General features: G+C 45.8%; 23 protein-coding genes. 2 read left to right on the top strand and 21 right to left on the bottom strand.

The annotated features are described in order from the left end of the window. Positions 1 to 15 precede the first annotated feature (15 nt). The 19 genes from IGI71_RS00595 to flgB all read right to left on the bottom strand — a co-directional run bounded on the left by IGI71_RS00595 (position 16) and on the right by flgB (position 13,561). The gene (locus IGI71_RS00595; RefSeq protein WP_074535608.1) at positions 16 to 1,083 is read right to left on the bottom strand and encodes an EscU/YscU/HrcU family type III secretion system export apparatus switch protein; all 1,068 of its coding nucleotides are present in this window, start codon (positions 1,081 to 1,083) and stop codon (positions 16 to 18) included. Between the two features lie 30 nt (positions 1,084 to 1,113). Continuing rightward, the gene (fliR, locus tag IGI71_RS00590; protein ID WP_005232781.1) at positions 1,114 to 1,863 is read right to left on the bottom strand and encodes a flagellar biosynthetic protein FliR; all 750 of its coding nucleotides are present in this window, start codon (positions 1,861 to 1,863) and stop codon (positions 1,114 to 1,116) included. 12 nt (positions 1,864 to 1,875) lie between these two features. Beyond that, on the bottom strand, positions 1,876 to 2,139 hold the full coding sequence (fliQ, locus tag IGI71_RS00585; protein ID WP_005226613.1) for a flagellar biosynthesis protein FliQ: 264 nt from the start codon (positions 2,137 to 2,139) through the stop codon (positions 1,876 to 1,878). 25 nt (positions 2,140 to 2,164) lie between these two features. Then, positions 2,165 to 2,929 carry a flagellar type III secretion system pore protein FliP gene (gene fliP, locus IGI71_RS00580; RefSeq protein WP_005232783.1) on the bottom strand — a complete coding sequence of 255 codons (765 nt, stop codon included), beginning with the start codon at positions 2,927 to 2,929 and terminating at the stop codon, positions 2,165 to 2,167. Continuing rightward, complete coding sequence (locus tag IGI71_RS00575) at positions 2,926 to 3,291, bottom strand: flagellar biosynthetic protein FliO (protein WP_005231716.1); 366 nt, start codon at positions 3,289 to 3,291, stop codon at positions 2,926 to 2,928. Before IGI71_RS00575 ends, fliP begins: the two co-directional genes overlap by 4 nt. Before the next feature lie 14 nt (positions 3,292 to 3,305). Continuing rightward, positions 3,306 to 3,809 carry a flagellar basal body-associated FliL family protein gene (locus IGI71_RS00570; RefSeq protein ID WP_005472968.1) on the bottom strand — a complete coding sequence of 168 codons (504 nt, stop codon included), beginning with the start codon at positions 3,807 to 3,809 and terminating at the stop codon, positions 3,306 to 3,308. 11 nt (positions 3,810 to 3,820) lie between these two features. Then, a complete protein-coding gene (locus IGI71_RS00565; RefSeq protein ID WP_005226609.1) occupies positions 3,821 to 4,018 on the bottom strand; it encodes a flagellar FlbD family protein in 198 nt (65 codons plus the stop codon). A gap of 35 nt (positions 4,019 to 4,053) precedes the next feature. Beyond that, complete coding sequence (locus IGI71_RS00560; RefSeq protein ID WP_430616053.1) at positions 4,054 to 4,950, bottom strand: flagellar hook-basal body complex protein; 897 nt, start codon at positions 4,948 to 4,950, stop codon at positions 4,054 to 4,056. A gap of 78 nt (positions 4,951 to 5,028) precedes the next feature. Next, positions 5,029 to 5,391, bottom strand: coding sequence for a flagellar protein (locus IGI71_RS00555; RefSeq protein WP_153883938.1), 363 nt, complete (start codon positions 5,389 to 5,391; stop codon positions 5,029 to 5,031). Continuing rightward, positions 5,388 to 5,819 (bottom strand): flagellar hook capping FlgD N-terminal domain-containing protein, encoded by a 432-nt coding sequence (locus IGI71_RS00550; protein ID WP_430616052.1) that lies wholly within the window; start codon positions 5,817 to 5,819, stop codon positions 5,388 to 5,390. Before IGI71_RS00550 ends, IGI71_RS00555 begins: the two co-directional genes overlap by 4 nt. 12 nt (positions 5,820 to 5,831) lie before the next feature. Beyond that, positions 5,832 to 7,169, bottom strand: coding sequence for a flagellar hook-length control protein FliK (locus IGI71_RS00545; protein WP_430616051.1), 1,338 nt, complete (start codon positions 7,167 to 7,169; stop codon positions 5,832 to 5,834). Between the two features lie 65 nt (positions 7,170 to 7,234). Beyond that, positions 7,235 to 7,654 carry a flagellar export protein FliJ gene (gene fliJ / locus IGI71_RS00540; RefSeq protein ID WP_005226592.1) on the bottom strand — a complete coding sequence of 140 codons (420 nt, stop codon included), beginning with the start codon at positions 7,652 to 7,654 and terminating at the stop codon, positions 7,235 to 7,237. Positions 7,655 to 7,676: 22 nt separating this feature from the next. Next, positions 7,677 to 9,029 carry a flagellar protein export ATPase FliI gene (gene fliI / locus IGI71_RS00535; RefSeq protein ID WP_077453131.1) on the bottom strand — a complete coding sequence of 451 codons (1,353 nt, stop codon included), beginning with the start codon at positions 9,027 to 9,029 and terminating at the stop codon, positions 7,677 to 7,679. Further along, a complete protein-coding gene (locus IGI71_RS00530) occupies positions 9,026 to 9,784 on the bottom strand; it encodes a hypothetical protein (RefSeq protein ID WP_074535602.1) in 759 nt (252 codons plus the stop codon). The genes fliI and IGI71_RS00530 overlap by 4 nt, the downstream gene beginning before the upstream one ends. Continuing rightward, entirely contained in the window at positions 9,768 to 10,772 is a 1,005-nt protein-coding gene (gene fliG / locus IGI71_RS00525; RefSeq protein WP_005226586.1) for a flagellar motor switch protein FliG, read from the bottom strand. Before fliG ends, IGI71_RS00530 begins: the two co-directional genes overlap by 17 nt. Positions 10,773 to 10,782: 10 nt before the next feature. Continuing rightward, positions 10,783 to 12,405 carry a flagellar basal-body MS-ring/collar protein FliF gene (gene fliF, locus IGI71_RS00520; protein ID WP_175445281.1) on the bottom strand — a complete coding sequence of 541 codons (1,623 nt, stop codon included), beginning with the start codon at positions 12,403 to 12,405 and terminating at the stop codon, positions 10,783 to 10,785. Positions 12,406 to 12,432: 27 nt separating this feature from the next. Further along, positions 12,433 to 12,756 (bottom strand): flagellar hook-basal body complex protein FliE, encoded by a 324-nt coding sequence (fliE, locus tag IGI71_RS00515; RefSeq protein ID WP_074535600.1) that lies wholly within the window; start codon positions 12,754 to 12,756, stop codon positions 12,433 to 12,435. A 7-nt stretch (positions 12,757 to 12,763) separates the two neighbouring features. Beyond that, positions 12,764 to 13,180 carry a flagellar basal body rod protein FlgC gene (gene flgC, locus IGI71_RS00510; protein ID WP_003129038.1) on the bottom strand — a complete coding sequence of 139 codons (417 nt, stop codon included), beginning with the start codon at positions 13,178 to 13,180 and terminating at the stop codon, positions 12,764 to 12,766. A 21-nt stretch (positions 13,181 to 13,201) separates the two neighbouring features. Beyond that, complete coding sequence (gene flgB, locus IGI71_RS00505) at positions 13,202 to 13,561, bottom strand: flagellar basal body rod protein FlgB (protein WP_017144455.1); 360 nt, start codon at positions 13,559 to 13,561, stop codon at positions 13,202 to 13,204. A 620-nt stretch (positions 13,562 to 14,181) separates the two neighbouring features. On the opposite strand from flgB, the gene motA reads away from it, so the two are divergent. Continuing rightward, complete coding sequence (gene motA, locus IGI71_RS00500) at positions 14,182 to 14,946, top strand: flagellar motor stator protein MotA (protein ID WP_005232810.1); 765 nt, start codon at positions 14,182 to 14,184, stop codon at positions 14,944 to 14,946. Between the two features lie 13 nt (positions 14,947 to 14,959). Then, positions 14,960 to 15,730, top strand: coding sequence for an OmpA/MotB family protein (locus IGI71_RS00495; protein ID WP_086294344.1), 771 nt, complete (start codon positions 14,960 to 14,962; stop codon positions 15,728 to 15,730). Between the two features lie 33 nt (positions 15,731 to 15,763). On the opposite strand, the gene IGI71_RS00490 is transcribed toward IGI71_RS00495, so the two are convergent. Beyond that, the gene (locus tag IGI71_RS00490) at positions 15,764 to 15,973 is read right to left on the bottom strand and encodes a hypothetical protein (protein ID WP_005226572.1); all 210 of its coding nucleotides are present in this window, start codon (positions 15,971 to 15,973) and stop codon (positions 15,764 to 15,766) included. Between the two features lie 273 nt (positions 15,974 to 16,246). Further along, a complete protein-coding gene (locus IGI71_RS00485) occupies positions 16,247 to 18,292 on the bottom strand; it encodes a methyl-accepting chemotaxis protein (protein WP_005226571.1) in 2,046 nt (681 codons plus the stop codon). Positions 18,293 to 18,366 lie beyond the last annotated feature (74 nt).

The raw sequence follows: 18,366 nt of genomic DNA, 5'->3' as shown, positions 1-18,366 counted from the left end.
GTTCCTCCTGTTTCCTTAAATCTTGCCGCGTTGGCTTTCTTCTAACTGATAGACCAAAGCGATGATTTCGGCAATGGCTTCATACATCTCAACCGGGATCAGATCCCCGGGTTCTACTTGGCGATAAAGGGCTCGTGCCACTTCACGGTTTTCGATCTGTGGAATATTTTCTTTCAGTGCTTCTGCTTTCATCCGCTGCGCCAGCTGATCTGCCCCTTTGGCCAGGACCCGCGGCACCCCTTCACTACTGGCATCGTAACGAATCGCAATGGCGAAATGGGTCGGATTGGTGATCAAAACCGTCGCTTCTTTGACGTTGGCGATGGCATTTTGGGTCATCGCACGGTACTTCGCTTTGCGCTGTGCTTTGACTTGCGGATCACCTTCCATTTGCTTGAACTCTTCTTTGACTTCCTGCTTGCTCATCATCAAGTTCTTACGATGGCTATAGCGTTGGTAGCCGTAGTCGACTACGGCCAAAATGATCAAGAAAATCGAGATCTGTAAAAACAATTCTTTGGCCCGCAGCAGCATGAACAGGATCGTTTTTTCCAACCCCACTTCACTCAAACCCAGTAAAACAGGGACGGCGGCTAAAAATTGTTGGTAGCACAAGTAGACGATCACGCCGAATTTCGCCAATGTTTTGCCTAAATTCATCAACGAGCGCAAACTGAATTGCTGCTTGATCCCGCTGATGGGGTTCAGCTTTTTAAAGTCTGGTTTGACGGCCTTGCCAGAAAACAACAGACCAACTTGGGCATAATTCGTGATAAGCCCGACTCCGAGCGCGACCAGAAAGACGGGCGCACACAACAAAAGCAGCAGCAAGATACTCTGCACCCCCAGTTTCGGCAGATCCGCCAAACTGGTTTGATAATCAGCCAGCTGCGCCAAACTTTGGGAAAAATAAGGCAAAAAAGAAGCGGCGAAAAACTGCCATAAAGACAGGATCAAAAACGAGAAGACCAATAGCGAAACAGCTGCTGCTAATTCCTGGGTCTTAGGGACCTCCCCGCGTTTGCGGGCATCCCGCAAACGCTTGGCACTAGGTAGTTCGGTTTTGCCATCTTTTTCTGCCATCTTCTCACCTCCTGCTGGCTACCTGTTACTTTATTGAAAGGACTCGATAAACTCCTGCAAGTAGCGGACCGTATCTGGCAAGTGTTTGCCTAAGTACGAAAGGACGTTGGGTAGTAGCAAGAGAAACACCACAAAACTGATGGCGGTTTTCATCGAAAGACTCATCATCAAAATATTGATCTGGGGAATCGACCGAGAAATCACACCTAGCACCAGGTCCACCAATAGCAGCGCAATGATCATTGGTGCCGCAAGATTGACTGCCATCACCATCATTTGGCTGAAAAGTTTGACGATTCCTTCAACCGTCGTGCCTTGGATCACCACAGAGCCTAAGGGCACGATCCGAAATGACAACAGCAATGCTGTGATCAGTCGATGATGCAGATCAAGTCCAAAAAACACAGCGATCGTCAGCCAATAGTACGTTTTGCCATACTGGGAAGAGGCAATTTGCAACGTCGGATCATAGGCTTGCGCCATCGAAAAGCCTACTTGAAAGTCGATCAGTTGACCCGCAATTTCCACACCAGTAAAGACCAGCTGACTCAAATAGCCCATCGCCATCCCAAACAGTACTTCCTTGATGACGAAAACCGTCAGCATAAAGAGGGAAAGCTCGGGAATCGCAGGTGCCGTCGGCAGGCATAGGACCGTCAAGGCCATGCCGATCACGATTTTTGCCAGTGACGGAAAATTTTGCTGTGAGAAGATCGGACAAAGGACGACAAACGCCAATATTCGACAAAAAATCAACACCGTCGCTTGAATCGGCGCCATCAGGTTTCCTCCTTACATTGCCGCAATCATCTTGAAAATCATTTTGGTAAAATTCAACAAGAGATTCAGCATAAAATTCCCCGCCAAGATCAAGGTCAAAAAAATCGCTAATAGTTTCGGCACAAAGCTCAACGTTTGTTCTTGGATTTGGGTAGTGGCTTGAAAAATACTGATCACCAATCCAACGAGCATGCCAACCAATAAGGCAGGGCCAGATATCGCTAAAATTCGAAGAAAGGCTTCCCTTAGCACATCAAGTACCATTTCTACTGTCATTTCCTCTTGGCTCCTTTCTTAGCGGCTATTGAAAGCTCTTGATCAGCGACTCCACGATCAGATACCAGCCATCCACTAAAACAAATAGTAAGATCTTGAAGGGCAGTGAGATCATGATCGGCGACAGCATCATCATCCCCATCGACATCAAGATACTGGAGACGACCAGATCAATGATCAAAAAGGGGATAAAAATCAAAAAGCCGATACTGAAAGCCGTTCGTAACTCACTGATAATAAACGCCGGTACCATAACGGTCAGAGGAACATCGTCAGAAGAATGATACTTTTCGGTCTCCCCATCAGCTTCCGCAAACAAGGCAATGTCTTTTTCCCGTGTCTGTACCATCATAAAGGCCTTGATCCGTTTTTCTGAGCGGTCAAAGGCTTCGGCTTGGCTGATCTCTTGTCGATCAAACGGTTCGATCGCTTGCTGATAGACGTCGGTATACACAGGTTTCATAATAAAAAATGTCAAGAATAAGGCCAACCCGATCAACACTTGATTGGGCGGGTTTTGCTGTGTACCTAACGAACTGCGCACAAAGGACAAGACCATGATGATACGAGTAAAAGAAGTCATCATGATCAGCAAGACTGGTAAAAGGGAAAGCAGCGTCAGCAACAAGAAGGTATTGATCGTATCACTTGAGCCATTCCCATTCGACAATAAATTGTTGATGGTGGAACTGACGTCTTCCGTGTCTAGCGCAAATGCCGTCTGCGGAAGCATCAGACTGCTGAAAAGGACCGCAGCCATGATCTTGATATCTCTGCCTTTGATCTTCATTTTTGCTTGCCTCGTTTTCCAGCAATTTCCGCCTTGGCTTTGTTGAGCCATTCAGAAAAGTCTTTGCCAGCTTGCACTTGGGTGCTTTCTAGGCTTTGCTGTAAAAAAGCGGCCGTTTCTTCTGGCGTCAACTCTTTGATGATTTGGTTTTGCTGTTCAGAAAAGCTCATGACATAACATTTGTCCATGATTTGGACGATCCCGATCGAAGACGACTTGCTGACGGCGATTTTTTGCAAAATACGCAGCTGGTGATTGTGCTGGTTCGTGTAACGATTCAAATATTTCAAACTGATGTTGATCAAATAAAGAATAAGCAGCAAAAACCCAATCATTTTGACCAGCGATAAAAATGTTTCCATCAACATGCCTCTTTCTATTGGATCACTAAATCCGTCACATAAACATCCTTGGCGATTTCTGATCCGTATTCCTGATTAATTGTTTCTTTCAATGCTTTTTTTAAATTCGGTACACTTTCGGCGGAGCTCAAAATACCGCTGGCCTTTTGTTGGCGCAATAAATTTACAACGCTGTCACGAATGACGGCCACATTTTTCGTGGCTTCCGCGCTTTTTTCCTCATCTGCCACTAAAATCGATAAATTGACCTTCATGTATTGCTGCTCTTGGTTGTCTTCTTTGGCCAGATTGACTAAAAATTCATCCAATGCCACGATCGCTTCGTCTGAGGAGATTTTGCTGCTGTCTTTTGCTGTTTCAGCAGCTGCTGTTTTTTCCCCCGTCAAAAAGTGATTCGTCACTAAGGTCCCGCCGATACTGCCGCCGACTACCACGATCAAGAGGATCGGCAGTAAAACAACCATACTCAAGCCTTTTTTCTCTTTTTCTGCTTTTGGTGCTTTTTCTTCTTTTGCCATCTTTCCCACCCTTACGTTTTCACTTGGTTCGAATGGATCACCGTATGATACTCGATCACCCGCTGCGCAACTTCTTGCGCAGCTTCCGTCACCACTAATGTTTTGCCGTCTGTCAGTGTGATCAATGTATCCGGCATTTCTTCGATCCGATAAATCAATGTTGGATTTAAATAGAATGGCTTGCCATTCAATGCTGTCACTAGAATCATGGTCAAACTCCTCTCAATGATGAAGCGTCACGTTCTTAACGTTTTAGATTCAATAATTCTTGCAGCATTTCATCAGAAGTCGTAATACTTCTTGAATTTGCTTGATAGGCACGGCTCGCAATGATCATTTCGGTAAATTCTGTCGAAAGATCGACATTGGACATTTCCAAGGCACCTGCTTGCAGCGTTCCTGCGCCATTGTTGCCAGGTCCTGCAACGATCGGATTCCCTGAGTTGCTGGTTTGGATATAGTTGTTGCCGCCGATTTTTTCTAAGCCTTCTGGGTTATTGAAGGTTGCGACACCGACTTTTCCCATCACAAAGGTTTGATTGCCGTATTTTGCCAACACTAAGCCATTGGCATCGATCGCCATGGAGTTATAGGTCAAGGTTTCCCCATTGACGGTCAGTGTGCTTGGGATCGACAAGGGAGATACCGCATCTTGTCCGCTCAATGCCGTGTTTTCATCAAAGTTGTCATCATAGACAACTGGTTGACCGCCATTGACTGAACGACCTAGGACTTGCATCCCATCACTATTGGTCAAGGTTCCGTTGCTGTCGCGCACGAATGCGCCATCTCGTGTGTAATAGGTTTCGCCATTTGCTCCTGGTCCTTGTACCATAAAGTAGCCCTGTCCGCTGATATAAAAATCCATGCTGCGGCCAGTCGATTGCGGGGCACCGACTGTATTGATGGTATCGATGGAGCCCGTCTGAACCCCTAAACCGATCTGCGTTGCATTGATCCCGCCTAAGCCGTTGCCTGGTGCAGTTGCGTTAGACATCGTTTGGCTCATCATGTCTTGGAAAAGGACTCGACTTGATTTGAACCCAACCGTATTGACGTTGGCGATATTATTTGAAACCACGTCCATTTTCGTTTGAAGATTTTTCATTCCACTGACACCTGAATATAATGATCGTAACATGCTTATTTTCCTCCTTATGGTTGGCGTATTTTCCTCTGTCATTCAGAAAATACTTGCAGCCCCTTTTCAGTCCAGCTGCTATTTGATAAATGTGGCGCTGTCAATATTGGTGACGGTGTGAAGCTCATTCATCCCCATCGCCGTAATGATGGTTCGTGAATGGACATCGGCGATCAAGCCCATATCTTTGTACACGAGCAGTGATTCTTTGCTGCCTTTTTCCGCGAGCTCACTAAGCGCCGTTGAAAGGGATTGATAATCATCGTCTTGTAAGGTCAATTCCCTTGCGGTCAAACGCTTTTGCGCATGATGCGAGACTTTAATGTCGCTTTGTTTTTGTTCAAGCATTGCAGAAAAGGCTTGTTTGTCCACGCCTTTGCGGGGATGTTGATAAGGCTCCCCGGCAACTTTTTGCAGCCCCTGTTGAATCCTCAAACTCATTTTGCTTCGCCGCCAATCTCTTGGATCGCACTCATACTGTATTCTTTGCCATTTACGACGATCGTGGCGTAGCCATTGGCAAAGCGGACTTTTTCGATGGTTCCTGACAATATTTCTGTGCCGTCCATCAGAGTGACTTGTTTATTGATCAAGCTAAAGGCTTGCTGCTGTTGCTGTAAAATCACCGAGGTCGTCAACGTTTCGCTCAATTCATTCAAGCTCTCTAAGGTCGTAAATTGAACCAGTTGCGAGATATAGTCGGTGCTACCACCACCAGAAGAATCGCTGCCTCCCATCGATGGGTTGCTCATAGATGCGGCTAAGATCTTCAAAAAATCATCCATGGAGATATCTGAAGATTTTTTTGTTTGCGTTAATGCCGATGTATTGGCAATACCGGCCGCAGCTGCTGTAATTTCATCTGCCATAGGTCTCCTCCTTTACACTAAAATACTGATCGCATGATCGATCGGTGCTAATTGCTGCTCTTCTTCAACCGTATTGCTTTGATGAAATGGCTTTTTGCTTTGTCCTTTTTGAGCCTGTAAAAACCGCTGTTGGTTTAACTGACTGTCACTTGCCATCATACTGCCGGCAAAGGATTGATTTGACAGCGGACCAGCCTGCTGGACAGAAGCTAACGTAGGTTCTTTGATTGCTAGGATCGGCTGCTCTTGCTTTTGCAAAACTTGCTCTAGCTCATGCTTGATGGACAGCAATAATTCTTTGGCTTGCGGCTGCTGAACGGTCAGTTCTAAGCGGCTGCCTTGGGCATTCGTTTCTAGGGAAAGCTGGATCGTGCCTAATTTTTCGGGAACGAATTGCAGCGTGATTTTTTTCTCGCTTGCCGTGCTGCTCGTTTGGACGAGTTGGGCAGTCGCTTTTGCTAAGGGCAGAGCCGCTTGCTCCATACTCACTTTTGTTGGCGTTGGTCCTTGCTTGCTCAAAAGGGGAGAAACATCAAGCAGTTGCAGTGCTGGTGTCGCCATTTCATTGTCGGTTACTGCCGAAAAAGCAATGGCTTGTGCAGAAACAGCTTCCGTATTTTTGGCGACTGTTTCCTTCGTGCGTTGCAAGGTGCTAGTCGTATCCGTCGCTTGGTTGGTCACTGGCGACACTTGATCCAATGGTCCCGTTTGGCCCAATTGCGCGGTCCCTTCGGTGGACTGTTTCAGCTGTGCTTCTGTCGTCTGCGCAATCGCGGCTTTTGTTACTGAATCGATTTCCTTGAAAGTCGCGATCCCTTTTGCCCTGGACTGCTCTTCGCCTACTAAGTCTTCTGGCAAAGGCGTTTCAAGCGTTGGTGCTGCGGCTTCACTTCTGTCATTTGTCATCAAATCCAGACCTTCAAGCGTAGACTCGGAGGGGTCGATGACTGTGGTGGCTACGTCTATTGGTGCTAAAGCTGCTGTGGCGCTCGTTTGGTTCTGCTCCGTCGTTGCCATTGATGCCTGTGGCGCTTCTTGAACCAAGCCTGCAAAAGGTGCCTGGCTGATCTGGCTCATTCCTGGCGCTTGTGTCGTTGCAGGTTGTTCGACTGCTGGAGTGATTTCTGGCTCCTGCGGCAGATGTTCCATACTGCTGGCAATCCCCATTTCTGGTGCGGTGGCGGTTTGCTCCGTCATACCTGATGGTTCGAAGGATGCTGGCAGATTGCTTGCTGTCTGTTCTGTCAGCTGTTGCATCAGCAAACTGAAGACTTCTGGTGACGCCTCCGTCTTTTTTGATTTGCTACCGATAGGTACAGCGGTTGCGGCACTTGTTGTGATCTCTTTCATTGTTCACCTCCTCTCAGCTGATGCTTTGAAACCAAGGTCGTCTCATCACTAAAACCATTAGTGCTTTAAGAAAATAAGGCGCGATTGCCGAACTCATCCAATTGTTTTTGCTCTTCCAATTGCTGTTCATAGGTGTATTCAGCAAATTGTTTTTCTCGCAGCTTTTCCACGATCTTGCGTTCCTGCTGCGCTTCTACCACCACCGATAAAGACTCTGCCAATTCTTGCTTCACGTGAAACATTTTGTTCTGAACCTCATCGATGGTGGCATTCAACGCAAGCAAATAGCGTTGTTGCACTTGCATCCGCCCAATGGTCATCTCATTGACATCAAAAAGCTGGGCTTTTTCCTGTGTCAGCGTATTCAGGTGCTGTTCTTGCTGAATCAACAATTGTTGTTTTTGGGCGTAAGCGCGTTTGGCTTCTTGCTCAATGGTTTTTCGGTGATCCAATACTTTTTCTAAGGAAAAGTGAAATGCTTGCATAGCTGCTCCTTTATGATCTGTTTTACATGGTCGAACGCTGGCGCTCGATCAGCGCTTCTTCACTGAACAAATGCGCCAGTTCAAAAATCGTTTGTTCAAATGGGATCCGCTCATCCACTTTTTGCTGTAAAAACCGCAGGATGGGGTGATGCAGCGCGATCGCTTGGTCGGTCAACGCATTACTGCCGCTTTTGTAAGCACCGATATCGATCAAATCCTTGGCCTCTGCATAAACGGCCATGTTTTCTTTTAGTTCCCCCGCATGTTCATGCTGTTCCTCAGAAACGAGGGTCTTCATCAAACGGCTGAGGCTGTTTTGAATATCGATGGCAGGATAATGGTTTTGAGCGGCGATTTTCCGTGACAACAGAATATGACCGTCAAGAATCCCACGCACCGCATCAGCGATCGGTTCATTCATGTCATCACCTTCTACCAAGACGGTATAAAAGGCCGTGATCGAGCCTTTGTCCGACATCCCACTGCGCTCTAACAACTTCGGTAAAGCTGTAAACACAGAAGGGGTATAACCTTTGGTCGTCGGCGGCTCGCCTGTCGATAGACCGATCTCCCGCTGCGCCATCGCAAAACGGGTCACCGAATCCATCATCAATACGACTTTCTTCCCTTGATCGCGGTAATACTCAGCGATCGCTGTTGCCACATGAGCCCCTTTTAATCGTACGAGGGGCGGCATATCGGAGGTAGCACAGACAACGACCGACTTGCGGTAACCTTCTGGGCCTAGATCATTTTCAATAAATTCTTTGACTTCTCGTCCCCGCTCGCCGATCAAGCCGATCACGATGACATCGGCTTCGCAATAACGAGCCAACATCCCCAATAAAGTACTCTTACCGACCCCGCTGCCGGCAAAAATGCCGATCCGTTGGCCAAGGCCGACGGTCAAAAGACCATCGATCGCCCGGACACCTGTCGGCATGATCTCAGCGATTTTTTGACGGCGAAAGGGGTCAGGAGAATCTTGACTAACTGGATATTCTGGCGCACTTTCCAGCTCCAGCGCCATATCTAACGGTCGCCCTAGTCCATCTAAGGTGTGCCCTAGCAGCGTATCATCGATTTTTACCGTCAATGATTTGCCAGTTGGCCGCACCAAACAGCCCGGTCCGATGCCTTCTAGCTGATCAAGGGGCATCAGGAGCACGGTTTTTTTCACAAAGCCTACGACTTCAGCTAAGGCTGTATGTGTCTTGTTTTGCAATGCGACTTCACAGATTTCCCCTATGAAAACCGCCAGCCCTTCGACTTTGATCAGCAGACCTACGACTTCGCTGACTTTGCCGTAGGTGGTAAAAAACGGCTGTGCTTGCGCCGTTTTGCGCAGCGCTGTGATCGGTAATTCAAACGTCATTCCTTCACACTGCTTTCTAGAAATTGGCTCAAAAAGCGAGCGATTTCTTTCCTCAGTTCAAAAACCACCAAGGCATTTTCAGATTCGATACAAAAATCGTGTTCCGCCAAGCTGTCATCTGCCATGAGTAAATAGCGAAACCCGCTGATCGTCTGCTTTTTGGTTTCCAACAATTCTCGCAATCCTGCAAGATGCTGCTCTTGGCTGCGAACAGTCACAAATTGATCGGGTTGTTCAAATTGCCATAGCACAGACTCCACAAAAGGCAAGAAGCCTGCTTGCTCATCTGTAAAACGTTGATTGATCAAGGCTTCAGCGATTGTCGTGCCATAAGCGATCATTTCTTGCTTTTTCTCTGAGCGAAAGGTATTGATCTCAGAAACGGCTTCAGCGACATTGGCTTGGGCTTGTGCCATCAATGCTTGCGCGGCTTCTTTGCTGGCATTGAGTCCTTCTTGATAGCCTTGTTGAAAGCCGTCTGCTTGTCCTGCTTGAAAGCCTTCCGTTCTCGCTTCTGCTAGAATTTGCGTTGCTTGTTCTTGTGCATCGGTCAAAATCTGCTGCTTCAAGGCTTCCATTTGCTGCAGATGCCGTTCCTGCTCCAACTGGCGTGCACGTCTAGCCGCTTGCAGTTCTGGGTCTAAGCTTGGTTTCTCAATCGGCGCTTTGATGGTCGTATCCGTCAAAATACTGCGCGCAGCTTCGGTCGTTTTGACCGCCTGCTGCTTCAATAAACTGCTATTTGACCACTGCATCTTGGTCGCCCCTTCCGATGTAGATCTCACCGGTTTCATCTAGCCGTCGAATCACAGCCACCACACTTTGTTGGGCTTCTTCTACAGCAGACAAGCGGGTAGGACCCATAAATTGAATTTCTTCTTGCAGATTTTCCACCGCCCGTGATGAGAGGTTGGAGAAAATAAAGTTCTTGATGTCATCGGTCGTGCCTTTAAGCGCTAAGACTAACACATCGTTTTGAACATCTCGTAAGACTTTTTGAACATCCAAGCGATCGAGGGTCACGATATCCTCGAAAGTAAACAAGCTGGATTTCACTTCGTTGGAGAGTTCTGGTTGCCGCTTTTCTAAGTCGTTCAAAATGTTCTTTTCGGTGCTGCGGCTGACTGAGTTCAAGATCTCAACCAGAGTATGCACACCACCGACATTTTCCGTATCGTTCTCAATGTAATTCGAGAATTTGTTCTCGATCACTTTTTCGATCCGTTCGATCACCAAAGGCGACGTACTGGAGATCGTCCCGATCCGTTCAGCGATCTCCACTTGCAAATGATCGGGAAACTGCGACAAGACGCTGGCCGCTTTGTCCGGCTGCATGTAGCACAAAATCAACGCTACCGTTTGCGGATGTTCACCGATCAACAGATTGGTCAACTGTTGAACATCGGCTTTGCGAGCGATATTAAAGGGCCGTTCCCGCAGCTGAATCTGAGTCAATACGTCAATGACTTCTTTGGCTTTTTGAGGGCCTAATGCTTGGTTCAGCAAATTTTTGGCATAATCGATCCCGCCGTCTAAGACATATTTGCGGGCCGTTGCGGTATGAGAAAATTCCTCCAACACTTGATCCCGCTCTTCGGGACTGACAAAGTCGATATTGGCGATCTCATAGCTCACCTTTTGTATAAATGATTCTGGCAGCAGCTTCATGATCTTTGCAGAGGTATCTGATCCTAGAGAGATCAGAAGAATCGCTGCTTTTTTTACCCCGTCTATTGTATCCATGGCTGCCCCCTTATTTTTCTTTCATCCAAGCTTTGATCAATTCCGCCGCTACTTCAGGATTGCTTTCGGCATAATTTCTAGCCGTTTGATCCAATGTTGGTTCTCCTGAATGTTCTGCTGCGGCTTCTTGTGTGGATGCTTCTGGCACCGCTGGTTTCGTTTCAGCAGACCGATTGCCGACACCGCCAAAAACGACTTCTTGTGCAACTGACGGACTTGCTCCAGTGCTAACTGCTGACGGTTGTGCAAAAGTGACCATTTCCTCCGTCACATCGACTTCCAGCTCGTCTTCTTTACGACGACGTCGGATCACGCCAACGATCATTAAAATCACTAAGAACAAGGTCAACACGATGCCGCCGATGATGGCATACTTGAGATAACCTTTGGCAGCTGCAATCGGTTCATTCCCTTGCGGATCAACGGCTGGATCAACCTCTGCTTGGGCAAAGTCAAATCCTTGGATCGCGATTTGATCACCACGGTCATTGTCATAGCCGACGGCACTAGCAATCAACTGCTGCAATTCTGCTTGATCCGCTTGCGAAAGGTTCGCATTGATCACGATCGAGCTGGTCATTCGTTCGATCATGCCAGGGGCCGTAATGGTCGTGGTGGTCTCGGTATCCAATTCGTTTTCCACCGAACGGCTGTAGGAATTGTTTCCCTCTCCATCCGTGCCCGTCACATTGGAGACATTGTCATCCACCGTCCCTGTTTGGGCTTCTTGGACGGTCCCTTGCGAACCAGCAGCCTGCACTGTCTCACTCTTGATCTCTGGGTCATCATAAGTAACTTTCTTCCGCTCGATCGAGTCAAAATTCAAGTCTAAATTGATCGACACTTGGAATTTGTCTGCACCATAGATCGGTGTCAGCAACTTCGCTACTTTTTCTTCTAGTGTTTTTTCATAGGAATCTTTGATGGCAATGTATTTAATGTTCAGGCCACTTAATTGACTAGCTTCATCTTCGGTTCTCGTCAAGGTATTGCCCGCGCTATCAACGACTTTTACATTTTCTGGCTTCAGCTTTTCCACTGCCCCTGAAGTCAAGGTAACGATCCCTTGCACGGACTCGTCTGCAATCTGCTGATTTTTCAAGGTCAACACGATAGAAGCAGTTGGCGCACTTTCCTCAGAAGAAAAGACACTTTCTTCTGGCATTACGAGTAAAACTTTGGCGGATTTGACCGCATCGATCGACTCGATCGCTCGTTGCAGTTCGCCCGTTACTGCCCGCTGATACATGATCTTGCGGTCTTCGTCGGTTGTCATCATGTTGGCATCATCAAATAATTCAAAGCCCGTACTGGTATTTGGTAATTTATTGTCCACGGCAAGATTGATGCGGTATTCATCGACTTGGTCTTTATCGATCAAAATCGTCGTCCCATTGTCGGCTAATTTGTAGGCGATCTGCTGTTCCTCCAAATCCTTGCTGATCGTTCCCGCATCGGCATCGCTTAGATCCGTAAACAAGATACCGTATTCAATTCGCGTATTTAAATAATAAACAGCTGCTGTGATTCCGAGAACGCTGATAACGGAAAGAACAACGATCATTTTCTTTAAAGAGCTTTGCATTTGCCAACGGTCTTTGAGTTGTTCTGTCCATTCTTTCACTTTATCCATCATTTATCCTTATTCCCTCACCCACTGCTAAAACTGCATATTTTTCACGTCATTGTAAGCTTCTAAACACTTGTTTCGTACTTGAACGGCTGTTTGTAGCGCCAGTTGCGCCTCCGTCATGCGAATCATCACATTCCCTAGATCGCTTTCATCGCCGGTGATCAAATTTACAGTATCTTGATCCATGACCGCCGTTTTTTGATTCAACTGATCGACCGCATTGGTCAAGTAAGAAGAAAACTGATTTTCCTCGGCGCCTGCAGCACTGGTCTCGTTTGAAGCAGCCCCCGTGCCTAGTGTCCGCAAAACGTTTTGGTAGTCCGTTAATCCTGTCGTTAAAAGTCCATCCATTTTCTCGTTACCCCTTTGATATTTCTAATGCTTTTTTCAAGATCGTTTTATTCATTTCTGAAGCAGAAACATTGGCTTCGTACGTTCGAACCGCTTGCAACATTGCCACCATTTCATCGGCAATATCCACATTTGATTGACCGACATATCCCTCATCGTTGGCAGCGGGATTCGTAGGATCATAGGTCAGTTTTTCCGTCTCATCGGCAGCGATCCCCGTCACTTTGACACCATATGTAGCCGGTGTTCCTTCGCGACTATTTTTTAAATTTTCTGAAAAAAGAATACTCTTTTTTTGATAAGCAGCGGTTGTTTGTGTTTGATTCGTATTTACATTTGCGATATTGCTGGAGATCGTATCTAGTTTTAACCGTTCCAATGCTAGACCGCTCGCGTTGATCGTTAGTCCATTAAACATACCCATTTGTTTTTCCTGCGCTTTCTATCAATTACTCAATACAAGGTTCATCATTTGCAAGCGACCGTTGACTTGTGCGGTCAATGCACTGTAATATAACCCATTGGCTGCTTGATCCAACATCTCCACTTCAAGATCCACGTTATTGCCGTTGTCTTTGATGCTGGTAGTTGCATTTTCAGTGATTTTCGGTTTTACTTGAGAAACTGACGCTTCGGTTGCAGCGTCCGTCCCTGATGAAGCGAGTGCCTGCTTTAATTCGCTTTCAAACACAATGCGTTTTGCTTTGTACCCATCCGTGTTGACATTAGCGATATTAGACGAGATCAATTCTGCGCGTTGGGCAGAAACGTTCATGGCTGTTTTTAATAAATCATAGGTATCCAACAATAATTGCTCCTTCCACCTTCTGTACCAAACGTTTTTTTCAGCGATGGAACAGAAACAAATATATTTATTTATTTTTTTGTTATAGATTAAAAAAACAAGAAGACGTGATGTCATTATAGTAGAATTATTTTTATTTTACAATTTGATTTTTGCAACTTTACGGATATGACATTTAAGTTACAAGCATGTTATGTTATTTGTTAAACACTGTTTCATCGCAATTTCGTCCCCAGTTATAAAAAGCAAACGATCGATATAAAGCGTTTTACAAGCATATCTATGCCTTTTGATCAAAATCAGTTTTTTGATAAAAAAACAAGCATTATTCGAAAAATTGATTAAAACATTTTCATTTGTGCTGAATGACATGACAAACCCTGAGAAACGCTTCACGAAAAAAAACGGTACCATCTATAAATATTCACAAAAATTGCAAGCTGTACCATTTCAAAAATTTGCCGCAACTTGCCCAAAAAACAACAAAAAAAGAAGAAGCTGAAAATTTATTTTAGTTATTTTTAGGATTATTTTTTTTTGCTATTAAGAATGATTTTAATTCACCGATAAAATAAATGAGGGTTTAAAACCTGGAAATAGAATTTAGGAGGACGCAACAAATGGATTTTTTCTTGCTGATCGGTATTATTTTAGGATTGATATCTGTGGTGGTTGGGATGATTGTAAAAGGTGCCAATGTGGCCGTTTTGATCAATCCGGCAGCCGCGATCATCATTTTCGTTGGTGTGATCGCAGCCGTTATCAATTCATTTCCCAGCAGTGATATCAAAAAAATCCCGAAGATCTTCGGCGTTCTGCTGAAAAATAAAGAATACGACTTAAAAACAACCATCAATACCATCGTTGAATTAGCCAACCAAGCCCGGCGCGACGGTTTGTTATCTCTTGAAGGTGCCATCCAAAACTTAGAAGATCCTTTTTTAAAAAAGGGCTTGGAAATGGTGGTTGATGGCATCGCTGCCGAACAGATCCAAGAAATCATGGAGAATGAAATCTATGGGATCGAAGAACGGCATCGCATCGGCTCGGCTATTTTTAAAACCGCCGGCACGAGTTCCCCGACCTTAGGGGTGTTAGGAGCCGTGATCGGGCTGATTGGGGCGCTAGGTAATTTAGAGGATGTAGAGGCACTGGGGCACATGATCTCGGCGGCCTTCGTGGCGACCCTTTATGGTATTTTCTTCGGCTATGTCCTGTTCATTCCCTTTAGCTCACGCCTGACCTTGAAATCGGAGCAAGAGGTCCAAATGATGTCGATCATCGTGGAAGGGGTCTTAGCGATCCAAGCCGGACAATCGCCGAAAAGCATTGAGAAAAAATTATACAGCTTGATCGATCCGAAAAAACGGCAAGAACAACTATAAAGGGTGAAGCGACATGAAGCGAAAAAAGAAACATGAAGAACATGTAGACGAAGCGTGGCTTTTGCCTTACTCGGATATGTTGACCTTGCTGCTGGCTTTGTTCATCGTCATGTTTGCCATGGCGAAAGTCGATGATGAGAAGTTCCAAGAAATCCGAAGCGAATTCGGCACCATCCTTTCCAGCCACCACAGCAATTCATCTGTGATTGGGTCAGTGATCGATATGGGCGAGACCACGCCGCGAAAAAAAGCCGCCACTTCTGCCGAAGCACAAGCGCAAGAAGCAGCGGTTCGGACCCAACTAGAAAATCAGCAACTAGAAAAAATCAGCGACCAGCTGTCACAAGAGCTGGCAGCTTCTGGCTTAAAAGAGCAGACAGAAGTCCGCTTGGAATCCGATGGCTTGCATATCACGCTTGCCAGCAGTATCTTGTTTGCCTCTGGCAGCGCTGAAATCACGGACACCACTCGTCAGTCACTGGATCTACTATCGGACTCACTGAAAAAACTAAAAGCCAACAAAATCGTGATCGCTGGGCATACCGATAACGTACCTGAAAAAGGCAATGGCCGCTACCAATCTAACTGGGATCTTAGTTCCGCTCGGGCCATTACCGTTATGGAGTACTTCATCAGCAAAGGCGCCGTTTTAGAAAAAAATGCTGCCATCCAAGCCTTTGCCGATACCGAACCGAAAGCCGATAATAACACCCCCCAAGGCCGCTCGGAAAACCGCCGCGTGGAGATGATCATTCAGCGGACTGAAACGGCAGTTGCTCAATAAATAACCTTTTCCAATTAAAAAAACGATCCCCTTTCAAAGGCGATCGTTTTTTTTATCTATAAATAAATTGTAGTAGCCGTAACAAATGATGACAATGCCCACCAATGTGGAACGGTCAATAAAAGGAATCTCAAAAACCATAAAAAGCAACCCTTTTAAGCCTAAAATGATGATACCCATAACTAGCATCAGCCAAGAGGCGAGACGAATCAATTGGTATTCTTTTCCAAAAATCTTCAGCAACCGTCCCCCTCCTTTTCTCAACTTAAAGTGTACGCTTTGTTAATGAGCAATCACAGTTGACCTGTCTGATGTTGCTGCTTGGCAAAAGTCGACAGCCATTGGTTGCTTCTTCTCATTATAACAGATGCTGCATGCCTCACCCCACGGTTTCCTAACTGACCTTCTTTTTTTGCAGTTGGACATTTCTGATTTAACCATACACATCAAAAACCCCCCATTACCAACGAATTTATTGGTAATGGGGGGTATAATCAGCTTTCGCTAGACAATCATTTATTTTTCCACTTCAAAACGATTGGTCAATCGCTTCAACTCTTCTGCAATGTCTCTGAGGTCTGCCACATGGTTGGTAAATTCATCCATGGTTGCCAAGACTTCTTCTGCATTTGCGGAAACTTCTTGTGTGCCAGCGGCATTTTCTTCCGTTGATGCGGAAATGTTTTCTAAGTTTTCCAGTACACTGTTTTGAATATTTTCGATACGGGCACTGGCTGCTTCAATATGATGGATGCCTTCGATCATATAGCTGCTGCGTTGGAAAACTTCTTTTGAAGATGAGATCGCTTCTTTGATCAAGTTGGTTTGGCGAACGCCGCCTTTGACAGACGCCGACGTTTGTTTGACCATTTGACTAGACTGCTCACGAATTTCTTCAATGATCGCTTCGATTTCTTTGGTAGAAGCTTTGCTTTGTTCCGCCAATTTACGGATCTCAGCAGCCACGACGGCAAAGCCTTTGCCCGACTCACCTGCACTTGCGGCTTCGATCGATGCATTCAAGGCTAGCAAGTTGGTTTGGTAAGAAATATCGTTGATGACCCCAATGATCGAGTTGATATTTTGGATACTATCATTCATTCCCGTCATGTTCGACATCAAGCGCTCCATCTGTGCCAACTCTTGTCGCCAGCTGTCATCGACTTGATCCATGATCGTTAAGTTTTCTTGATTGATCTTCGTAGATTCTTGCGACTTGCTGCTCATGCCGCCAACATTTTCTCGTAATTCTTTCACGACCTGCGAGAGGTTTTGCATTTGTGACACGCTGTATTCTGTTTCTTGGGCTTGAGCACCGGTCACTTCAGCAATCCCCGTAATGGTTTGAGAGACTTCTTCTGTCGCAATATTGGTTTGTTTTGACAATTCTAATAAAGAATCCGACATTCCTGCGACACTGTTGCTTTCTTTTTGTACTTTTTGGATCAATGCACCCGTGCCTTCGATCATCACATTGTAATTGTCCGCCATTTGCTGGATCTCATTGCCTGCTTTGTCTGGATATACAACTCGGCGTGCCAATTGATCCCATGTCCATTTTTCGCCTTTGGCTCTTTTGGTTTTGCTCATCTTCTCTAGTTTGCCTTCACCGACTTTTCTAAAGTAACGATTGAAGCAATCGATGATCGCTGCGACTACTTTGATCGCGGCATAAGAAACCAGTCCTACAAAGAGCAGCATCAAGATCGTAACGATAATGGTGGTGCGGACTAACGCTCCTAGCTCTTTGTCTAGATCACTAGCTTTGACTTCGGAGTACGCCCAAACATTGGAATCAGCAGACTTGTCATACAACACATCGTTGACTTTATTCGAGTCGCCTAAACCAACCATGCCTGTCGGGTTTTTAGCTTCTTTGATTTTTTGGAATACTTCTTCTTCTTTGATATTCTTACCGATTTGTTTGGTGTTTTTTGAGGTCACGATGACCCCAGATTCTGAAACTAAGGTGACATTCCCAGTCCGCCCTACGGTAAAGGAAGACAAGATGTTTTGAATGCTTTCATAGGAAACATCGACGCTTAAAACCCCCACTTGATTATGGGAGTTTTTGACCCTGATCGAAGCCGACGTCACAAATTGATTCGACACTGTATCTAAATAAGGTGCTGTCCAATACACTTCTCCTTCGGCTTTTACGGCTCCTTTGTACCATGGCCGAATCGTAGGCTTATAATCATCTGGTAAGGGATTGAAGGTCACATACTCATCATCTTCTGTCCCAAAAGTCACCGCTAAGAAGCTGTTGCTCCCAGCAATCGCTAAAGAAAGATCTGAACGGATGCGCCCCATGCTGAATTCTGTTTTCATCGCTGGCAGTTCAGCCATTGACTTCAATTTGCTTTCCGTCGATCGGCGCAAACTCTTTTCTTCCGCCAAGATCAAATTGACGGCACTTTCTTTGTTCAAATCATTTCGTTCAATCAATAAGTTCTTGGTGGTTAAATAGGAACTTGTCAGCATGACAATGATCGGGATCCCCGCAACCAGCATCAAGGTGATCATCACATAAATTCCTATCGTCTTTTTTCTTTTTTTCACAACTGTGCCACTCCTTCATTTCCAATTTCACACGATCCAATGAAGACTCGTCCGTAGACGACCCTTAGTAAGGA

The organism is Enterococcus sp. DIV1279b, from assembly GCF_050531515.1.
Lineage (GTDB): Bacteria > Bacillota > Bacilli > Lactobacillales > Enterococcaceae > Enterococcus_D > Enterococcus_D casseliflavus.
This window is presented reverse-complemented; position numbering and strand designations above follow the sequence as displayed.